The sequence below is a fragment of the Polaromonas hydrogenivorans genome, from assembly GCF_040105105.1.
GTDB classification, from domain to species: domain Bacteria; phylum Pseudomonadota; class Gammaproteobacteria; order Burkholderiales; family Burkholderiaceae_C; genus Polaromonas; species Polaromonas hydrogenivorans.
On sequence record NZ_CP157675.1, the window covers coordinates 3,937,505 to 3,957,820 of the forward strand.

A 20,316-nucleotide genomic window follows, 5' to 3' on the forward strand; every position below is an offset into this window, starting at 1 on the left:
TAAGCATCTTGTTACGCCTACATTTTGTTTGAATTCACGGACAGCCAGCTGTGAAATTTGTTTTCAAGCTCAGCCGGATTGAGGGAGAAAGTAAAGATGTCCATTCCGCCATCATAGGGACAAAAAATATTCTTAGTTGCTGGCGAAACCAGCGAAACACCCGCTTCGTCAAATACGGCAACTTGACGAATAAGGCGCTCGAAAAAGTCAGGCTTCCACTTCGTAACCAAAGCGCGAACACTGCATTGGTTATCTTCGTCTTGATGGGATCGACCCACATTAATAAAAAGTTGGGAAACATCTTCCCTTAGTTGACGGCCTGCAACTTGATGCCTTGACTTTCCGCGTAATTTTTTCTCATAGCGGTAATAAGATTTGTACACATATATCGGCTCATCAATTTGAAATAGCTCGCTTGCGACCATGGCATTCCGCCTGATGATTTCAAGATACTCGTCTTCCGATTCTGGATAGCGCTTGGATTCGGGCAGCGAGTGAAAACGAGTCCAGTTCAGAGGCAGAAACTGCCTGAGAGCATGGCCGACCGGCGCAGTTTTACCAAATTCAGTACACCACCAGGTCAGCGGATATTTTTGTTCTTGAAAAATTGAAATTTTGCTCTCCAGCATTTGTGAAAGGTGTGGCCCAGCCTGCTTTATTCGCGCAGGTTAAAAGCAGAACCGCTGCAGCATGAACAAATCCAAGCCTTTCAGGCCACCAGCCCATGATTCGCCTGCGCAAGCAGCTATCAAAAACAGAGCGCTTCAGTAAACTGACTGCTCCTTCACGCTTCCCAGCCTACTGTGCCTCAAGCGCCCAGTTGTCCAATTGCAGCCCCGTCACCCGCGAAAACTCACGCGTGTTGTTGGTGACCAGAAGCGCATGCATGCTCAAGGCATGCGCGGCAATCATGGTGTCGAGTGCGCCTATGGGCTGCCCCCGGCGCTCCAGATCGGCGCGCAGCTCGCCATAGGCCCACACGGCATTGGCATCGAAAGGCAAAATCTCCAGCGGCGCCAAAAACATCTCCAGCGCTTCCCGGTTGCGCGCGGAGCCGCTCTTGGCTACGCCGTAGGCCAACTCGGCGGCCACCACGCTGCACAAGCCGATATCACCCAGCCGGTTGGCATGAAAGCGCGCCAGCACATGCGCAGGCCGGGCATTGATGATGTAGATACAGATATTCGTGTCGAGCAGGATCATGCGGCAATCTCGGCGCGAACCTGCTGCGGCGGCTGCTCCCGCGCCAGGGTAAAGCCCGGCTCAAACGCCGCCAGACCGGCCTCCAGCGTCGCCCAGGGGTCATTGATGGGCAACAGCAAGACGCCGTTGCCGAAATGCTGCACGCTGACCTCGGCGCCGTTGAAACGGAACTCTTTGGGCAAGCGAACGGCCTGGCTTCGGCCAGACTGAAAGAGGCGGGCAGTGTTCATGGCGGTCTCCTGAAATAAGTAGCTACCAATGATAGCTACTTGTCTAAAAAATGCAATTGCAAGGCCCTTCAGGCGGTTTTGGCGCGGCCGCCCGATCAGCTTGATATGACCTGCCCGTCGTGCTCCACATAGGGCTGATAAGGGCCGGTGCCGCAGTTCGATGCCTGCGAAGCCGGCACGAAATCGCCTTTCTGGGCGTCGAAGATGTGGATTTCGCCCTCCTCGATCACGTAGTGCCAGCCGTGCAGCGTGAGCGTTCCGGCTTCCACCGCGCGCCGGACCATCGGGTAATCGAGCAGCCGCTCCAGCTGCAGCACGACCGAACGCTGCTCGGTGCGGCGCAGCGCCTCGGGGCTGGGCTGCACCGGCAGCAGGGCTTCCTGCACCAGCCTGAGCCAGGCTTTCAGGGCAACAGCCTCCTCCGGCACGCCTTCATAGGCCGCCCGGATGCCGCCACACTGGCTGTGGCCGCAGACCACGATGCGCTCGACCTTCAGGCTCAGGACGGCATACTCAATCGCTGCCGTGGTGCCGTGCAGGCCGTGCGAGCCACCGTAGGGCGGAATGAATGCGCCTACATTTCGGACAATGAACAGCTCGCCCGGCCCGGTGCCGGTCAGCAAGTAAGGCACCAGCCGCGAGTCCGAGCAGCCGATGAACAGCGTCTTGGGATGCTGGCCCTCGGACACCAGATCCTGAAAGCGCTGCTGGTGCCTGGGAAAGTAATCCGACTTGAAACGCCGCAAACGCAGCAGCAGCTCGTCCGTGGTTGCGGCGTTTTGGGTCATTGCACCAACGGCGAATCGGCCCCTTCGAGGGCTATGCCTTCGACCAGCGCCTCGCCGACCAGCAGGCTCATGTACTGGTGCAGCGCGCGGGCACGCGACTGCATCTCCAGCAGCGCTTTGATGCGCTCGCGCACTTCGCCATAAGCGGGCAGCTTGCCGGCGCGGCGACCCAGTACCTCGATGATGTGAAAGCCGAAACGGGTGTGGATCAGGCGCGGATGCACGCCCATGCCCCACTGCGAGTGCTTCTGGTGAAACAGCTCGTTGGCCAGCTCGGGCGCGCAGTCGTCCGGGCCGACCCAGCCCAGGTCGCCGCCCTGGGCGCTGGTCGGGCAGTTCGAGAGTTCGGCGGCCAGCTGGGCAAAGCGCTCGGGGAAAGCGTCCTTGCGGGTCAGTTCGAGCAGCGCCTTTTCGGCATGCACCGTCAGCGCATGCACGTTGACGCCGGGCGTGACAGCAAACAGGATGTGCCGCACATGCAGCGCCTGGCCGACCATGAATTGCGCCGTGTTGGCCTCGTAATAGCGCTGGCATTCATCTTCATTGGGCTGGGGGCTGTGCACTTCGCCATCCACCATGGCCTCGATGACCTTTCGTTCGGCCTCGCCCAGCTCGGGCGCTGTCAGGTCTTTGTGGCGCGGCAGCAGGCCTTTCATCACCGCATGCTGGCGCAGCAGTTCGGAATATGCCAGCTCGCGCAAGGTGTTCACGTCTGGGCGCTGGCCGGGTGCGTGCAATTCGATGCCGTTGACGGCAGCTGTCGGCACGGCGGCTTGGGTGGAAGCAGCCGTACCGGCGCACTGGCAGGTGCTGCTGCCGCACCCGGTGACGGTGGACGTTTGTGCATTCATGAGAATTTGCTTTCTGGTTTCACGATGGTTTTCGCCGGCTGACTGGCGGCCTGCGATGCTGGCGCAGGCTGCTGCTGGGGACGCGGTGCCGTCCGGGTGGTGGCACCAACATCAAGGCGGCGGCTGCGCACGATCTGGTAGGGGCGGAACAGGTAGCCGACCGAGGCAAAGCCGCTCCACACATGGACCAGGCGGCTGAACGGGAACAGCAGGAAGATCGTCATGCCGAACACGATGTGGAACAGGTAGGGCCAGGGCAGGCCGGCCAGCGCCTCGGCATCGACCGTGCGCAAGGTCAGGATGCGCTGCGCCCAATCGGCCAGGATCAGCATCACGCTGCCGTCCGAGTGCGCCCAGGAAAACGGCAGGGTGATCAGGCCCACGACCAGTTGCACCCACAGGATCAGCAGGATCGCCAGGTCGGTCTTGTGGCTGGTGTAGCGGATGCGCTCATCGAAGATGCGGCGGTAGATCAGCATCGACAGGCCGATGAAGCACAGCACGCCAAACAGGCCGCCCGAGTAGATGGCGATCTTCTGCTTGACCGATGCTTCAAGAAAGTGGGCATAAAACGCATGCGGCGCCAGCAGGCCGACCAGGTGGCCGAAGAACAGGAACAGGATGCCGACATGGAACAGGTTGCTGCCCCAGCGCAGCAGGCCGGTGCGCAGCAGTTGCGAAGAGTCGCTTTTCCAGGTGTACTGGTCGCGGTCGAAGCGAATCAGGCTGCCGAGCAGGAACACCGCCAGGCAGATGTAGGGATAGACCCCGAATAGAAAACCGTGCAGGGAGGTCATGCCTGTGCTCCTTGGGAAGGACGTGCTTTACGCAAGGGGTTAGGCACGATGTGGATGGGTTGGGGCTGGTCGGGTTTGGCCTGGCCCTTGGACGAGCAGCCGTCGAACACGACCGGCTCCTGCCAGACGGTGTCGATCGGCTCTTCGGCGGCGATTTCAACCGGCGATGCTTTCTCGCCGGCCAGCTCCAGCAGGGCGCCCAGCACGCAGGCGTAGGGGCTTGAGCGCTGCTGCAAGGCCGCGAAGATGGCATTGAAGATATGCGCCATTTCGGCCAGGAATTCGCGCGCCTCGCGCGGCGGCTGGGTCGAGGTGAATTCGAGCACCACCGGCAAAAAGTCGGGCATTTCGCCTTCGCCCAGGTACATGCCGGCCTTTTCGTAGGTCTGCGCCAGGTCGATCATCGCCGGCCCGCGCTCGCGCGAGTCGCCATGCACATGCTCGAACAGGTGTAGCGAGGTGGCGCGGCCCCGGTCGAACAGTTCGACATAGTCGGATTCGACTTCCAGCGCTTCCTTGCGCTCAAGCGTGTCGATCAGCGCGTCGAGTTCGGCCAGCCGCTGGGCCGGCAGGGATTTTTCGTCGTGCAGCGCACCGCGCAGGTCGGCCAGGTGGCCGCGCAGTTCGGCATCCGGGTAGCCCAGCAGGCGTGCCAGCACGCGCAGGCTTTTACTTGCCTTGGGAATGTTGTTGAACAGTGCCATGTCTCAAACCTCCACCTTGATGGGAATAGTGCGTTTCTTGCTGCCGCCGAACAGGCTCACGTCGCTGGCGCCGTCGGAGCAGCCGTTGCCAAAGGTAAAGCCGCAGCCGCCGCGCATGTCGAAGGCGTTTTCGGCGTATTCGCGGTGCGTGGTCGGAATCACGAAGCGGTCTTCGTAGTTGGCAATCGCCATGATGTGGTACATCTCCTCGACCTCGGCCACCGTCAGGCCCGCCTGCGCCAGCACGGCCAGGTTCTGCTCGTTGTCCACATGCTTGCTGCGCTGGTAGGAGCGCATCGCCAGCATGCGCTGCAGCGACCGGATCACCGGCGCGGTGTCGCCCGCCGTCAGCAGGTTGGCCAGGTACTGCACGGGAATGCGCATCTGGGCAATGTCGGGCAACTCGCCGTTGATGCCGATCTGCCCGGCGTTGGCGGCCGAGGTGATGGGCGACAGCGGCGGCACATACCAGACCATCGGCAGCGTGCGGTATTCGGGATGCAGCGGCAGCGCGACCTTCCACTCGACGGCCATCTTGTACACCGGGCTCTTGCGCGCGCCTTCGAGCCAGGCTTCGGGAATGCCGTCCAGGCGGGCCTGGGCAATCACGGCCGGGTCGTACGGATTCAGGAAGATATCAAGCTGGGCCTGGTACAAATCCTTGTCGTTTTCAACGCTGGCGGCTTCCTGGATGCGGTCGGCGTCATACAAAATGACGCCCAGGTAGCGGATGCGCCCGACGCAGGTTTCGCTGCACACGGTCGGCTGGCCGGCCTCGATGCGCGGATAGCAGAAGGTGCATTTCTCGGCCTTGCCGCTTTTCCAGTTGTAGTAGATCTTCTTGTACGGGCAGCCCGAGACGCACATGCGCCAGCCCCGGCATTTGTCCTGGTCGATCAGCACGATGCCGTCTTCCTCGCGCTTGTAGATCGAGCCCGACGGGCACGACGCCACGCAGGCCGGGTTCAGGCAGTGCTCGCACAGGCGCGGCAAGTACATCATGAAGGTGTTTTCAAACTGGCCGACCATGTCTTTTTGCACCTGGTCGAAATTGTCCAGATTGGCATCCTTGCTGCGCTTGGAAAACTCGCCGCCCAGGATTTCTTCCCAGTTCGGACCCCATTCGATCTTTTCCATGCGCTTGCCGGTGATCAGGCTGCGCGGCCGTGCGGTCGGCGCTGCCTTCATCTCGGGCGCTGACTGCAGGTGGTCATAGTCGAAGGTGAAGGGCTCGTAATAGTCGTCAATCTGCGGCATGTTCGGATTGGCGAACAGGCGCATCAGCATTTTCCACTTGCCGCCCTGGCGCGGCTCGATGGAGCCGTCGGGCTTGCGAATCCAGCCGCCGTTCCACTTGTCCTGGTTTTCCCATTCCTTGGGGTAGCCGATGCCGGGCTTGGTCTCCACATTGTTGAACCAGACGTATTCCATGCCGGGACGGCTGGTCCAGACGTTCTTGCAGGTGACTGAACAGGTGTGGCAACCGATGCACTTGTCCAGGTTCAGCACCATGCCGATTTGAGCGCGTACCTTCATGCTGCTTCTCCCAGTTGTTGCACCGCGAAGGCGCGTTCGTCATCGCGTGGCGTGTCGAGCCAATCGACCTTGTCCATCTTGCGCACCACGACGAATTCGTCGCGGTTGGTGCCTATGGTTCCGTAGTAGTTGAAGCCGTAGCTCAACTGGGCGTAGCCGCCTATCATGTGCGTCGGCTTCAGCACGATGCGCGTCACCGAGTTGTGGATGCCGCCGCGCTGGCCGGTGATTTCCGAACCCGGCGTGTTGACGATCTTTTCCTGCGCGTGGTACATCATCACCATGCCGGGCTTGACGCGCTGGCTGACGACCGCCCGCGCGGCAATCGCGCCGTTGACGTTGTAGGCCTCGATCCAGTCGTTGTCTTCGACGCCAATCAATTTGGCGTCGTCCTCGCTGAGCCAGATAATCGGCCCGCCCCGGCTCAGGGTGAGCATCAGCAGGTTGTCGGTGTAGGTCGAGTGAATGCCCCACTTCTGGTGCGGCGTGATGAAGTTCAGCAGGATCTCGGCATGGCCGTTGGAGCGGATGCCATGCACGCCCGCCGTCGCCTTCAGGTTCACCGGCGGACGGTAGCTGGCCAGGCCTTCGCCAAAAGCCAGCATCCACGGATGGTCCTGGTAGAACTGCTGGCGGCCGGTCAGCGTGCGCCACGGGATGTATTCATGCACGTTGGTGTAGCCGGCGTTGTACGACACGGTCTCGGACTCGATGCCGCTCCAGGTCGGCGAGCTGATGATCTTGCGCGGCTGCGCCTGGATGTCGCGGAAACGGATTTTTTCGTCTTCGCGGTGCATCGCCAGGTGGGTGTGGTCGCGGCCGGTCTGCTTGCCCAGCGCTTCCCAGGCCTTCACGGCGACGTGGCCGTTGGTTTCGGGCGCGAGCTGCAGCACCATTTCGCAGGCGTCGATGTCGCTGTCGATGCGCGGCATGCCCTGCGTCACGCCGGGCTCGGTCACCAGGCCGTTCAACTGGCCGAGCTGCGTGACCTCGATTTGCGTGTTCCACGAAATGCCCTTGCCGCCGTTGCCGATCTTGTTCAGCAGCGGGCCGACGGCGGTGAAGCGCTTGTACACGTTCGGGTAGTCGCGTTCGACGACCTGCATCTGCGGCGCCGTCTTGCCCGGAATCAGCTCGCATTCGCCGCGCTTCCAGTCCTTGACCTCGAAGGGCTGGGCCAGCTCGCCCGGCGTGTCGTGCATCACCGGGGTCAGGACCATTTCCTTTTCGACACCCAAATGCCCGTCGCACAGTTCGCTGAATTTCTTCGCAAAGCCCTTGTAGATTTCCCAGTCGCTTTTCGACTGCCAGACCGGGTCCACCGCGGTGGAGAGCGGATGGATGAACGGGTGCATGTCGCTGGTGTTCAGGTCGTTCTTTTCGTACCAGGTGGCCGTGGGCAGAACGATGTCCGAATACAGGCAGGTCGTGCTCATGCGGAAATCGAGCGTGACCAGCAGGTCCAGCTTGCCTTCGGGCGCCTTGTCGTGCCAGACGACTTCCTCGGGCTTGCCGTCCTCGGCGCCCAGATCCTTGCCCTGCACGCCGTTGCTGGTGCCCAAGAGGTGCTTGAGGAAATACTCGTGGCCCTTGCCCGACGAGCCGATGATGTTGGAGCGCCAGACGAACATGTTGCGCGGCCAGTTGGCCGGGTGGTCCGGGTCTTCGCAGCTCAGTTTCAATGAGCCGTCTTTCAGTGCCTTGACGACATAGTCCTTGGCATCGAGTCCTGCGGCCTGCGCGTCTTTCACGACTTGCATCGGATTCGTCTGCAGTTGCGGCGCCGACGGCAGCCAGCCCATGCGCTCGGCGCGCACGTTGTAGTCGATCATGCTGCCGCCATACATCTTCTTGTCGGCCAGCGGCGAGAGCACTTCATCGACGCCGAGCTTTTCATAGCGCCACTGATTCGTGTGGGCATAAAAGAAGCTGGTCGAATTCATCTGCCTGGGCGGGCGGATCCAGTCGAGCGCGAAGGCCAGCGGCGTCCAGCCGGTCTGCGGGCGCAGCTTTTCCTGGCCCACATAGTGCGCCCAGCCGCCGCCGCTTTTGCCGATGCAGCCGCACATCATCAGCATGTTGATGACGCTGCGGTAGTTCATGTCGCTGTGGTACCAGTGGTTCATGCCCGCGCCGATGATGACCATCGAACGGCCCTGCGTCTTGTCGGCGTTTTCGGCGAACTGGCGCGCCACGGTGATGATCTGGTCGCGCGGCACGCCGGTGATCTGCTCCTGCCAGGCCGGGGTGTAGGGCGTGTTGTCGTTGAAATCGCTGGCCGCCAGTTCGCCGGGCAGGCCGCGCGCAATGCCGTACTGCGCCGCCTGCAGGTCGAACACCGTGGCGACCAGCGCCGAGCGTTCCTCGCCGGCCTTGCCCAGCGCGATGCGCTGCACCGGCACCGTGCGCACCAGCACATCGCTTTGCTCGTTGTTGGGAAAATGCTCGTGGTGGATGCCGCCGAAATACGGAAACCCCACCTGCGCGCTGTCATGGCTGGCTTGCTCGCCCTCCATCACCGACAGCTTGAGGCTAACGTCCTGGCCGTGGCGCGCTTCCTTGGCTTCCAGGTTCCACTGGCCGACATCGGCACGGCCGTCCGGTCCCCAGCGAAAGCCAATCGCGCCGTTGGGCAGCACGACCTTGCCGCTGGCATCGAAAGCGACGGTTTTCCAGTCGGGGTTGTTGGCCTGGCCGAGATTGCCGTTGAAGTCGGAGGCACGCACATAGCGGTCCGGCACCAGCACGGTGTTGCCGTTTTCCAGCGTGTGCTCTTTCAGCATGACCAGCATCGGCAGGTCGGTGTAGCGGCGCGCGTAGTCGTCGAAGTAGGCCGAGCGCGGCTTGCCGTTGCCGCCGAAGTAAAAGTCTTTCAAAATCACATGGCCCATCGCCATGGCGACGGCGGCGTCCGTGCCCTGCTTGGGGTGCAGCCACAAATCCGACAACTTCGCGACTTCCGAATAATCGGGCGTGATGGCGACCGTCTTGCAGCCCTTGTAGCGCACTTCCGTGAAGAAGTGGGCGTCGGGCGTGCGCGTTTGCGGCACGTTCGAGCCCCAGGCGATGATGAAGCTGGAGTTGTACCAGTCGGCCGATTCGGGAACGTCGGTCTGTTCGCCCCAGACCTGCGGGCTGCTCGGAGGCAAGTCGCAGTACCAGTCGTAAAAGCTCATGCACACGCCGCCAATCAAGGAAAGGTAGCGCGAGCCGGCGGCATAGCTAACCATCGACATGGCCGGAATCGGCGAGAAGCCGATGATGCGGTCGGCGCCGTGCTGCTTGATCGTGTACACGTTGGACGCGGCGATCAGCTCGTTGACCTCGTCCCATGTTGAGCGCACAAAGCCGCCAAGGCCGCGCACGCTCTGGTAGTCGCGGCGCTTGGCGTCGTCCTGCACCACGGCGGCCCAGGCTTCGACGGGCGGCAATGTGAGCCTTGCTTCGCGCCAGTGCTTGAGCAGGCGCGCGCGGATCATCGGGTACTTGACGCGGTTGGCGCTGTACAGATACCAGCTGTAGCTCGCGCCACGTGCGCAGCCGCGCGGCTCGTGGTTGGGCATGTCCCAGCGCGTGCGCGGGTAGTCAGTCTGCTGGGTTTCCCAGGTGACGATGCCGCCCTTGACGTAAATCTTCCACGAGCATGAGCCGGTGCAGTTCACGCCGTGGGTGCTGCGAACGATCTTGTCGTGCGCCCAGCGGTTACGGTAGGCGTCTTCCCAGGTGCGGTCTTCGGCCGTGGTGACGCCGTGGTCGCCCGAGAACGCTTCCCGCGGATTGGAAAAGTGGCTTAATCGGTCCAAAAAGTGACTCATCGAGTTCTCCGGTAATGGGGTAAATAAGAGGTCTGAACAGCGCTCAGGGGTTCTTGATCTCGGCGCCCGCGCGCAGGTAGAACCACCAGTTCAGCACCAGGCACAGGGCATAGAAAATCGCAAAGCCGTACATGGCGTTCTGGGGCGTGCCGGCCTTGATCTGCGCGCCGATGACCACCGGGGCGATGAACGCACCGTAGGCGGCAATCGCCGAGGTCCAGCCCAGCACCGGGCCGGCCTGCTGGCGGTCAAAAATCACGCCGATGGTGCGAAAGGTCGAGCCGTTGCCGATGCCGCTGGCCGTGAACAGCAGCACGAACAAACCCATGAACAGGAAGAAATACTGCTCGGGCGTGGCCGACTGATAGGCCAGCAGCATGACGTAGCCCACGGCGGCAGAGGCCGCGACCATGACGGCCGAGATGATCTGGGTGACGATGGAGCCGCCCACCTTGTCGGAAATCCAGCCGCCGATGGGCCGCACCGCAGCGCCGACGAAGGGACCGATCCACGCATAGGTCAGCGCCGAAGGCGCATTCGGATTCTTCAGCGTGTGCTGCATGATGCCGGCCGCGTCAGGCACATGGCTGATGCCGAAGATGATGGTAATGGCCAGCGGCAGCGCCATCGAAAAGCCGATGAAGGAGCCGAAAGTGACGATGTACAGCACGGTCAGCGACCAGGTGTGCTTGTTGCTAAAAATCGCGAACTGCTTGGCGATGTTGTCTTTCATCGCACCAAAAGCCGTCAGTTTCATGACCATCAGCGTGCTGACGATGATCAGCGGCATGGCCACCCACATGTTTAGCAGGCCCAGGCCGGACGGCTTGGGCAGGTAGAGGTACAGGCCGACGCCGGCCGGAACGAAGGACAGCGTGTAGAGCCAGATGATCTTCAGAAAAGCCGGAATCGTTCCACCAATTTCAGGCGACACCGTTTTCAGGTTGTTCATGCCGAAAAAGCACAGCAGCGACAGCGGCACCAGCGACAGCAGCCAGGTGAAGCCGGCGTTCTGAATCCAGGTCGGCGTGCCGGCGGCAATCTTGCCGAAGATCCAGCCGCTGCTTTTCACCAGCACCATCGGCTCGCCACCCAGGCTGCCGAAGACGCTCATGGTCATCACCAGCGGGATGACGATCTGCATGGTGGTCACGCCGAAATTGCCCAGGCCGGCATTCAGGCCGAGCGCCGTGCCCTGCAGCCGCTTGGGGAAAAAGCCGCTGATGTTGGACATGGAGCTGGCAAAGTTGCCGCCGCCCACGCCCGACCACAGCGCCATCAGCTGGAAGGTCCACAGCGGCCATTCAGGATGCTGCAAGACGATGCCGGTGCCAATCGCCGGGGCCAGCAGCATCGAGGTCGTCAAAAAGATGGTGTTGCGCCCGCCGGCCAGCCGGATCAGGAAGGACGCCGGAATCCGCATGGTCGCGCCGGCAAGTCCCGAAATGGCGGTCAGCGTGAACAGCTCGGCCTGGCTGAACGGAAAGCCCAGGTTGAGCATCTGCACGGTGATGATGCCCCACATGCCCCAGATGGCGAAGCCGCACAGCAGGCTGGGCACGGAAATCCACAGGTTGCGGTAGGCGATGCGCTTGCCGGTGCTTTCCCAGAATTTCTCGTCCTCGGGGCGCCAGTCGGCAATGTCGGCGCCGGAGTCATTCCCGGACGGCAGGACGGCAGTGCCTGCGGCGGAAGCAGTTTTCATGTTCATGATTGTTTTCCCGGTAAAAATTGGGGCGTCAGGCGGCTGCGTGGCGGCCCATGACTTCGGTGCGGCGCACTTCGGTCCAGTACATCCAGATCAGCGATACCCAGACCACGCCGTACATCAGCATGAAGGCGCTGGAGCGGATGCCGGTCAGGTCCATCAGCGCGCCGAACAGGATGGGCAATACGAAACCGCCCAGCCCGCCGGCCAGACCGACGATGCCGCTGATGGCGCCGATGTTGTGCGAGTAGTCGTCGCTGATGTACTTGAAGACGCTGGCCTTGCCAAAGGCGAAGGCCACGCCCAGCACGGCCATCAGGCCGGTGAAGGCGTAGATGTTCAGGCCGAGGTGAAAGGTCGCCGGGCCGTTGACGGTCAGCAGCGTGAAGTCCATCTGTGGATAGGACAGCAAAAACAGGCAGATCCAGCTCACCCACATCACCCACCAGGTCACGCTGTGCGCGCCGTACTTGTCCGACAGCACGCCGCCGACCGCGCGCAGCACGCCGCCGGGCAATGAAAAGCAGGCCGCCAGCAGCGCGGCGGTGCGGATGTCCAGGCCGTATTCGCCGACGTAGTACTGCACCATCCACAGCGACAGCGCGACGTAGCCGCCGAACACGATGCTGTAGTACTGGCAATATTTAAGAACCTTGGGGTCTTTCAGCGCCTTGAGCTGGTCCCTGAAGCTGACATTGCTGGGCACCAGGTGCTTCGGGTCGCTATGGCTGAACATCCAGAACAGCACCAAGGTGCCGAGCATGATGGCCGCATAAACCTGCGGCACCATGGCCCAGCCAAAGGCGACCAGCAGCACCGGCGCGATGAACTTGTTGACCGCCGCGCCCGAGTTGCCGGCGCCATAGACGCCCATCGCCGTGCCCTGGCGGCTCTTGGGAAACCAGCGCGCCACATACGGCGTGCCGACCGAGAACGAGCCGCCGGCCAGGCCGACGAACAGGCCGATGGTGATGAAGTGCCAGTACTGGGTGGCGTAGCTCATGAGCCAGATGGCCGGCACGGTGATGGCCATCAGCGTGGCCATGACGATGCGCCCGCCGAACTTGTCGGTCCAGATGCCCAGCGGCACCCGGATCAGCGAGCCCGTCAGCACCGGCATGGCCGTCAGCAGGCCAAACTGGGTGGCATTGAGGTTCAGCATCTTCCTGATCGGGATGCCGATGACGCCGAACATCATCCACACCATGAAGCAGACGGTGAAGGCCAGCGTGCTGACGATCAGCACCGACCACGCTCTTCTTGAATTGTTCAACTCGGACGCCATGCTTTTTTCTCCAGGAGACATGGCATGACTGTCGGTTTTTTCGGGCTTGCTGCATATCCACCGTTGGAAGGTGCGGACGCGCCAGAAGAACGATGGCCACTGTGGCCACCCTCGTCCTGAAGAACTACTGTGGGGTCAGGATGACGAAAGCTTGACGCAGGTCAATACCCGGCCAGCACCGGGTCAGCCCAGTTCGCGGCTGGCGGCGTACACGGCGGCTTGCACGCGGGAAGTCAGCTGCAGCTTGCGCAGGATGTGCTGGACATGGATCTTCACCGTGGTTTCGGCGATGTCGAGCTTGCGCGCGATCAGCTTGTTGCTGTCGCCCAGCGCAATCAGCCCCAGCACTTCGCGCTCCCGGGCAGACAGCAGGCCTGCGCCCGGCCCCTCAAGCGGAGCGGCGGCTTCAGGCGCGGCGCCGGGAATAGCCGGCGGTGGCAGCGCCGCCGGGGCCGGCTTGCCGCGAAAGGCCGTGACCAGCTTGGTCATCATTTCAGGGCTGACCACCGACTCGCCGGCCAATACCTGGATGATGTACTCCGACAGATGGTCGAGTTCCACGGTCTTGAGCAGGTAGCCGTCGGCGCCGGCCTGCAGGGCTGCCACCAGGTCGTTTTTGTTCTCGCTCATGGTCAGCATCAGGATGCGGACGCCGGGCGCGGCGGCCTTCAGCGTGGCAATGCCATCCACCCCCAGCACGCCCGGGAGGTGGTTGTCCAGCAGCACCAGGTCGGGCCGGCTGCGCTCGACGCAGCGCAGCGCCTCGCCGATGTCGCCGGCCTCGCCGACGACCTTGAAACGCTCGTCCTGCGACAGCAGGGCAATCAGGCCGCGGCGAAACAGGTTGTGGTCATCGACCACCAGCAAACGGATCAGTGTCATGGCGGCGCCTTGCGGTTCATGGTGTGTGGCCTGAGCCGCACTGTGGAAATCATCTCTTTACTATCAAATAAATAGCTAACTACGCCCGTGCATATTGTGTAAAAGTCATTTTTCATTGATATTTTTTGTTGAAATGCACGGTTTTTCATCAGGCGCCACGCATCAGCCCAGGGACTCCAGTTCGAGCCCGGTGATGGCCGTGCTGCGGCCCCTGGACACCGGATGCGCGGGCAGCGTCAGCATGACGGTGGTTCCCAGCCCCGGCCCGGAGACGATCTCGACCTGGGCGCCGATGCCGCCGGCACGCTCGCGCATGATCTTCATGCCGACATGCGACTGGCTATGGCTCTGGCTGGCGTCAAAGCCGACGCCATTGTCGCGCACCAAAAACCGCCAGTTCTCGCCCTTGATCACCTCGACCTCCACCTGGGTGGCCCCTGCATGCTTGCGCACATTCGACAGCGCTTCCTGCAGCACATGCAGCACCTGCACCTGCACATCGGGCGGCAGCGGCAGGCCATCGCCCTGAACCGTCAGATGGGCCGGCAAGCCGGTCTGGTGCTGGAACTTCTGCAGCGTTTCCTGCAGCGCCTGCGCGATGTCGTCGGTGTTGGTGCGGGTGCGGAAATGCACCAGCAACTCGCGCACATCGGCAATGCTTTCGCGCAGCCCGGTGTCCAGCTCGTCGAGCGCCTGCTTCATCTGCGCCGCCTGGCCTTTGTTCGAGGCGCCTCGCAGCAATTGCACCTGGATCTTCAGGAAAACCAGCGACTGCGCAATCGAGTCGTGCAACTCGCGCGCAATCAGGGCGCGTTCCTCGGCAACGGCGGCTTCGCGGGCCAGCGCGGCGGCGCGCAGGCTTTCCAGCGCGCTCGCCAGGTGGCTGGCCAGCGCATCGAGCAGTTCGGTTTCATCGGCGCTCAGCACGACCGGGCTGCGGAAAAACAGGTTGAATTCGCCCAGCAGGCGCTGCTGCAGCCGGATCGGCACGCTGACGACGCTTTCGTAGCCCACCTTGGCGCAGCGCCGCACCGGGATTTCGTCATGGCTCAGGATCGGGATCACGCGTGTTCGCGATTCGGGCAGCAGGTTGCCGCAGGCGCAGGCGCCGGCCAGCAGGGTGCGCTCTTCTTCGAGCATGTCTTGCGGAAAGCAGTCGGACGCCAGCATCAGGTAGCGCTGGCTGGCAGCGTCCGACCAGCGCACCGCGCCGGCGTCGGCCTTCATCAGGGTGCGCACGCGCTGGGCAAAGCCGCGCGCCAGTTCTTCGATGCTGCTGGACTGGGCCAGGAAAGCGCTGACTTCATACAGCGCCTCAAGCCGCAGCCGCTGGGCTTCGATGTGCCGGGTCTTAGCCTCGACCTGGGATTCGAGCCCCTTGTACATCGACTCCAGGGTTGCGGCCATGCGGTTGAAACCGGCCGCCACCTGGCCGAACTCGTCCTCGGTATCGACGTCGATGCGCGTTGCAAACTCGCCCGACTCCACCTTGCCCAGGCCCTGCCGCAGCCGGCTCAGGGGACTGATCACATACAGGTAGCCGGTGTAGAGCATGATCACCGCGCCGCCGATGGCCAGCGCCATCATGGCGAACTGGAACAGGTTCAGGATGGCGGTCAGCCGCGACAGATGCCGCTCGATGGCCAGCACAAACCGGTCAATGGCCTCGACAAAATCGCCGGCCGTCTGCAGCGAGGTTTCCACCGGCAATGCCGGCCCGGTCAGCCACTGCTGGCGCTGCACCTTCCACAATGACTCGACCACGGAAAACTGCTGGCGGACCTGCTCATCCCAGGGCACGAACAGGGGTCGGGAGGCATCGCCGCTACGCAACACCGACAGGCTGTCTTCAAAATTACCGATCAGGCGTTGCAGCTCCGGTTGTGGCGTACCGGCATGCACGGCGCTGGTCAGCCGCCAGGTCTGCATGCGCATGCGCCCGGCTTCATTGACAGCGGCAGCGCCGCCTTCAAGCTGCCAGGTCACCCACAAGGTCAGCCCGATGGAGGCCAGGGCAAGCAGCAGCAGGCTGGCGCCAATGCGCAAAAGCTTTTTGGACAGGGACGCGGTGTGCTGCATTCTTTTAGTACCTGGCGCCTCCCGGCGGTGCGCGGCTGGCTGGAGCGCCGCGCGACGGCGCAGCGCACTGTTCGCAGACCATGCCGGCCAGCCGGTGCAGCGACTGCCAGCCGCTCATCGGCCAGTCGGGCTGCTTCAATCCCTTGACGATGCCATCGACCTTTTGCGCGGCATCGAGCAGTTTCGCCAGCGTTGCATCGCTCAGACCGGGCAGCACGCGCTCATAGAGTTTTTCCTTCGCGCCCCAGACGCGGTTTTCGCGCAGCGCCATCGGCATGGGCCGGCCGGCCTGAATCGCGTCTTTCACCCGTTTCAGGCTGCGGATGTCTTCGGCCAGCGCCCAGTGCACCAGCACTTCGGATTCGCCTTCGGACTGCAGGCCGTCAATCATGCGTGCAGCCCGAATCGCATGGCCGCCGAGCACGGCTTCGGACAGCTTGAACACGTCGTAGCGCGCCACGTTGAGCACGGCGTTTTCAACCTGGTCAAAACTCAGGATGCCGTCGCCCGTGACCGGATGGAGCAGCGCCAGTTTCTGGATTTCCTGGTGCGCGGCCAGCAGGTTGCCCTCGACCCGGTCGGCAAAAAACTGCAGCGTGCGCTGGCCTTCCTCGCCATTGGCCACGCGCTGGCCCTGCAGCTGCAGGCGCTGCGCGATCCATTGCGGCAGCGTGCGCCGGTCAATCGGCTCGAACTTGACGGTCACGCCGAAACTGTCGAGCGCGCCGAACCAGGCGCCCTTGGTGGTGGCGCTGTCCAGCCGGGGCAGCATGACCAGCGTCAGCGTGGAATCGTCGCCCTGGGCGCGTTCGGCCAGTTGCTGCAGCGCCACCGAGCCGTCCTTGCCCGGCTTGCCGCTGGGAATGCGGACTTCAACGATCTGCTTGTCGGCAAACAGGCTGAGCGAGCCGCCGCTGGCCAGCACTTCGCTCCAGTCGAAATGCGCACCGGCCACCGTGTGGACCGTGCGTTCGGTGTAGCCACGCTGCCGCGCCGCCGCGCGCAGGGCATCGGCGAATTCCTGCAGCAGCAGGGGTTCGTCGCCATGCAGGGTGTAGAGGCTTTTCAGTCCCCGCTTGAGGTGTTCGGTCAGTTGGGCAGGAGCCATTTGCATAGTGGCGTGATTCTAGGAGAGTCCTACGAGAGCCGGTAGGTTTCCAGGTGAATGCTGGTTTCGGTGTTGCTGATGCCCTTGAGCAGGCGGATACGTTCCAGCACCTTGGCCAGGTCCTGCAGGTTTTCGGCACGCAACTCGGCCAGCAAGTCCCAGCGGCCATTGGTGTCATGCAGCGTGGCCACGCCGGGCTCGCCGAGCAGGCTGGCAATGACGGCGCGGGTCTGGTTGCCTTCCACCGCAATGCTCATCCAGGCCTTGATCTCTTTGTGCTGCACATCGGGCCGCAGGCGAACGGTGTAGCCGACGAGGACGTTGTCGTCTTCGAGCTTGCGGATGCGGTTGGTGACCGTGCCGCGTGAAACGCCAAGTTTGCCGGCCAGAGCAGCGACGCTCAAGCGGGCATCCTGGCGCAGCAAGGAAATGAGTTGGTGGTCGGTTTCGTCCATTCTGGCAGTTTAAGCATTCAAAACGTCAATAAACTGCCTATTTACCAGCATTATTGACACTTGTTATTGATGGGCTGGAGAAACAGACTACTCGCATACCGTCAAGAACAACGCGAGAGGCAAACAATGAAACACCCTACTGCAGTCAACCCGCACACTCTTTTTCTGAGCCCGCAGGACGTGGCCAGCATCGTCAGCCGCCAGGGCATGGCGGCGACGCTGCAGGAAATGGCCGCCTGCATTCAACAGGATTTTCTGCGCTGGAAAAGTTTTGACAAGTCCGCCCGTCTGGCCAGCCACTCGAAGAACGGCGTGATCGAACTCATGCCGATTGCCGATGCCCACACCTACACCTTCAAGTACGTCAACGGCCATCCAAAAAACACGGCGCAGGGCTTGTCCACCGTGATGGCTTTCGGCGTGCTGGCCGATGTGGCGACGGGCATGCCGCTCCTGATCAGCGAACTGACGCTAACCACCGCCCTGCGCACGGCAGCCACCTCGGCGCTGGCCGCGCGCGCGCTGGCCCGGCCCGAGAGCCGCGTGATGGCGCTGATTGGCAATGGCGCGCAAAGCGAGTTCCAGGCACTGGCTTTTCACCGCCTGCTGGGCATCGAGGAAATCAATCTCTACGATGTGGATGCCGAGGCAAGCGCCAAGCTGATGCGCAACCTGCAGGCCAACCCGGATACCGCCGGCCTTCGCCTTCGGGCTTGCGCCAGCACCGCCGAGGCCGTGCGTGACGTGGACATCGTGACCACCGTCACGGCCGACAAGACCAATGCCGCCATCATCACCCTGGACATGCTCAAGCCGGGCACGCACCTGAACGCAGTCGGCGGCGACTGCCCGGGAAAAACCGAAATTCATCCCGATGTGCTGTCGGCGGCCAGGGTCTTCGTCGAGTACGAGCCGCAAACCCGTACCGAAGGTGATTTGCAGCAGATGCCGGCCGGCTTTGCAGTGACTGAACTGTGGCGGGTGCTGGCGGGCGAGATGGCCGGGCGTGACAATGCCGCGCAAATCACGATGTTTGACTCGGTGGGCTTTGCGCTTGAGGATTTCTCGGCATTGCGCTATCTTTACGCCAAGGCGCAGTTGCTGGAACTCGGTGCCGCCCTTCCGCTGATTCCGCGACTGGACGACCCCAAGGATCTTTACCAGTTGGTCAGGCCTGCCTTTGCCACGGCATCCCGCCCGGTCACTGAGCCCGCCTTGCAATGACATTCACCAAGCCACCGACCTCAACACCGAATTGACTTGCACATGACACCGCACATCAGACTTATTGGCGCACCTACCGATGTCGGCGCGGGCACGCGCGGCGCTTCCATGGGTCCGGAGGCCTTTCGCGTTGCAGGCCTGCAGCCCACGCTCGAAGGCCACGGCCTGCGCGTCACCGACTGGGGAAACATCAACGGCCCGGCCAACCCGTGGCAGGCGCCGGTCGGCGGCTACCGGCACCTGGCCGAGGTGGCAGCCTGGAACCATGCCGTCCACCAGGAAGTTCATGCCGCGCTGAGCGAGGGCGAGATGCCCATGCTGCTAGGCGGCGACCACTGCCTGGCCATCGGCTCGATCAGCGCGGTGGCGCGCCATTGCCGCCGGCTTGGCAAAACCCTGCGCGTGCTGTGGCTCGACGCGCACACCGACTTCAACACCGATGCGCTGACACCGACCGGCAATACGCACGGCATGCCGGTGGCGGTGCTGTGCGGCCATGGGCCCGCCGAGTTGACCGGCATAGGCGGGGTGTCGCCCGCCTTGCAGCCTTCGGCCATTCGCCAGATCGGCATCCGCAGCGTGGACGCCGGAGAAAAACGCTTCGTCAGGGAGTCGGGGCTCGAAGTATTCGACATGCGCTACATCGACGAGATGGGCATGCGGCACACCATGCAAGCGGCGCTGGCCGGCATCGACGACAGCACGCACCTGCATGTGAGCTTTGATGTGGACTTTCTGGACGCCAGCTTTGCACCCGGCGTCGGCACGGCCGTGAAGGGCGGACCGACCTACCGCGAAGCCCAGTTGTGCATGGAGATGATCGCCGACACCGGGCGCATGGCATCGCTTGACGTGATGGAATTGAATCCGGCGCTGGATGTACGCAATGCCACGGCGGAAGTGGCGCTTGAGCTGATTGAAAGCCTGTTTGGGAAAAGCACGCTGATGCGACGCTCCTGAAAAATAAAAGCCTTTATGGCGTGACGCACCAGGGCGCTGTGTTGTGCGCCAGGCCCATCCACAAGGCCCAGCCGGAAGTGACCATCAAGGCCAGGCCCGCCAGGCGAATCCCCCACTCGCCGCTGCCGCTGCCCCGCAGGCGCAGCAGCAGCCAGGGGCCAATCAAAAGAGACACACTGCTGCCCAGGGCAAACAGCGCCATGGTCAGCGCGCCTTCGAGCGGGCCGCCGCTCAGAGCGGCCACCAGCACGGCCGAGTACAGCAGGCCGCAGGGCATGAACGCCCAGAGCGCGCCAATGGCCAGCGGCGCGCCGCGACCCCAGGCGGCATTGAAGGCCCTGACCCGGCTCCAGACGCTGCGCGCGGTGTGGTCGAGCCAGACCGGCTGGCGGGCCAGCAGCACCAGCATCAGCCCCATCATCATCACGGCCACATGAAACAGCGTCCAGACCGGGCGCATCACCGCCGTTTGCGTGGTCAGCCATCCCAGCCCCTGCATCGACGCTGCTGCCACCGCTCCCAGCAGGGAATAACTGGCCAGCCGGCCCGCCTGGAAAGACCAGAGGGCCGAGGTTTTACGCGCGCCGGCCGCATTGCCGATGCCCGCGCAGGCCGCACCGCACATGGCGATGCAATGCGGCCCGCCGGCCAGCCCCATTAGTAATGCCGTCATGGCCAGCGATGTTTGCAT

18 protein-coding genes are annotated in these 20,316 nt (G+C 62.8%); 2 read left to right on the top strand and 16 right to left on the bottom strand.

What is annotated here, in order from left to right:
• Nucleotides 1-17 precede the first annotated feature (17 nt).
• The 15 genes from ABLV49_RS18895 to ABLV49_RS18965 all read right to left on the bottom strand — a co-directional run bounded on the left by ABLV49_RS18895 (nucleotide 18) and on the right by ABLV49_RS18965 (nucleotide 17,441).
• Nucleotides 18-629 carry a DUF3885 domain-containing protein gene (locus tag ABLV49_RS18895; RefSeq protein ID WP_349278889.1) on the bottom strand — a complete coding sequence of 204 codons (612 nt, stop codon included), beginning with the start codon at nucleotides 627-629 and terminating at the stop codon, nucleotides 18-20.
• 169 nt (nucleotides 630-798) lie between these two features.
• Entirely contained in the window at nucleotides 799-1,203 is a 405-nt protein-coding gene (gene vapC, locus ABLV49_RS18900; RefSeq protein ID WP_349278891.1) for a type II toxin-antitoxin system tRNA(fMet)-specific endonuclease VapC, read from the bottom strand.
• Nucleotides 1,200-1,433, bottom strand: coding sequence for an antitoxin (locus ABLV49_RS18905; protein ID WP_349278893.1), 234 nt, complete (start codon nucleotides 1,431-1,433; stop codon nucleotides 1,200-1,202). Before ABLV49_RS18905 ends, vapC begins: the two co-directional genes overlap by 4 nt.
• Before the next feature lie 95 nt (nucleotides 1,434-1,528).
• Nucleotides 1,529-2,221, bottom strand: coding sequence for a carbonic anhydrase (locus ABLV49_RS18910; protein WP_349278895.1), 693 nt, complete (start codon nucleotides 2,219-2,221; stop codon nucleotides 1,529-1,531).
• A complete protein-coding gene (locus ABLV49_RS18915) occupies nucleotides 2,218-3,072 on the bottom strand; it encodes a peptidylprolyl isomerase (RefSeq protein WP_349278897.1) in 855 nt (284 codons plus the stop codon). The genes ABLV49_RS18910 and ABLV49_RS18915 overlap by 4 nt, the downstream gene beginning before the upstream one ends.
• Complete coding sequence (gene narI, locus ABLV49_RS18920; RefSeq protein WP_349278899.1) at nucleotides 3,069-3,869, bottom strand: respiratory nitrate reductase subunit gamma; 801 nt, start codon at nucleotides 3,867-3,869, stop codon at nucleotides 3,069-3,071. Before narI ends, ABLV49_RS18915 begins: the two co-directional genes overlap by 4 nt.
• Nucleotides 3,866-4,573, bottom strand: coding sequence for a nitrate reductase molybdenum cofactor assembly chaperone (gene narJ, locus ABLV49_RS18925; protein ID WP_349278901.1), 708 nt, complete (start codon nucleotides 4,571-4,573; stop codon nucleotides 3,866-3,868). The genes narI and narJ overlap by 4 nt, the downstream gene beginning before the upstream one ends.
• A gap of 3 nt (nucleotides 4,574-4,576) precedes the next feature.
• Nucleotides 4,577-6,109: a nitrate reductase subunit beta gene (gene narH / locus ABLV49_RS18930; protein ID WP_349278903.1), complete on the bottom strand. Its 1,533-nt coding sequence runs from the start codon at nucleotides 6,107-6,109 to the stop codon at nucleotides 4,577-4,579.
• Nucleotides 6,106-9,924: a nitrate reductase subunit alpha gene (locus ABLV49_RS18935; protein WP_349278905.1), complete on the bottom strand. Its 3,819-nt coding sequence runs from the start codon at nucleotides 9,922-9,924 to the stop codon at nucleotides 6,106-6,108. The genes narH and ABLV49_RS18935 overlap by 4 nt, the downstream gene beginning before the upstream one ends.
• A 43-nt stretch (nucleotides 9,925-9,967) precedes the next feature.
• Complete coding sequence (locus tag ABLV49_RS18940) at nucleotides 9,968-11,635, bottom strand: MFS transporter (protein ID WP_415838158.1); 1,668 nt, start codon at nucleotides 11,633-11,635, stop codon at nucleotides 9,968-9,970.
• Nucleotides 11,636-11,663: 28 nt separating this feature from the next.
• Entirely contained in the window at nucleotides 11,664-12,917 is a 1,254-nt protein-coding gene (locus tag ABLV49_RS18945; protein WP_349278907.1) for an MFS transporter, read from the bottom strand.
• A 183-nt stretch (nucleotides 12,918-13,100) separates the two neighbouring features.
• On the bottom strand, nucleotides 13,101-13,799 hold the full coding sequence (locus ABLV49_RS18950; RefSeq protein WP_349278909.1) for a response regulator: 699 nt from the start codon (nucleotides 13,797-13,799) through the stop codon (nucleotides 13,101-13,103).
• A gap of 162 nt (nucleotides 13,800-13,961) precedes the next feature.
• Nucleotides 13,962-15,878, bottom strand: coding sequence for a type IV pili methyl-accepting chemotaxis transducer N-terminal domain-containing protein (locus ABLV49_RS18955; RefSeq protein ID WP_349278911.1), 1,917 nt, complete (start codon nucleotides 15,876-15,878; stop codon nucleotides 13,962-13,964).
• Between the two features lie 4 nt (nucleotides 15,879-15,882).
• On the bottom strand, nucleotides 15,883-16,992 hold the full coding sequence (holA, locus tag ABLV49_RS18960; RefSeq protein ID WP_349278913.1) for a DNA polymerase III subunit delta: 1,110 nt from the start codon (nucleotides 16,990-16,992) through the stop codon (nucleotides 15,883-15,885).
• Between the two features lie 23 nt (nucleotides 16,993-17,015).
• Nucleotides 17,016-17,441 carry an Lrp/AsnC family transcriptional regulator gene (locus tag ABLV49_RS18965; protein WP_349278914.1) on the bottom strand — a complete coding sequence of 142 codons (426 nt, stop codon included), beginning with the start codon at nucleotides 17,439-17,441 and terminating at the stop codon, nucleotides 17,016-17,018.
• A 126-nt stretch (nucleotides 17,442-17,567) separates the two neighbouring features.
• On the opposite strand from ABLV49_RS18965, the gene ABLV49_RS18970 reads away from it, so the two are divergent.
• Nucleotides 17,568-18,665, top strand: a complete 1,098-nt coding sequence (locus ABLV49_RS18970) for an ornithine cyclodeaminase (RefSeq protein ID WP_349278916.1) — start codon at nucleotides 17,568-17,570, stop codon at nucleotides 18,663-18,665.
• A 42-nt stretch (nucleotides 18,666-18,707) separates the two neighbouring features.
• Nucleotides 18,708-19,625: an arginase gene (rocF, locus tag ABLV49_RS18975; RefSeq protein WP_349278917.1), complete on the top strand. Its 918-nt coding sequence runs from the start codon at nucleotides 18,708-18,710 to the stop codon at nucleotides 19,623-19,625.
• Between the two features lie 13 nt (nucleotides 19,626-19,638).
• On the opposite strand, the gene ABLV49_RS18980 is transcribed toward rocF, so the two are convergent.
• Nucleotides 19,639-20,316, bottom strand: a complete 678-nt coding sequence (locus ABLV49_RS18980) for a sulfite exporter TauE/SafE family protein (protein WP_349278919.1) — start codon at nucleotides 20,314-20,316, stop codon at nucleotides 19,639-19,641.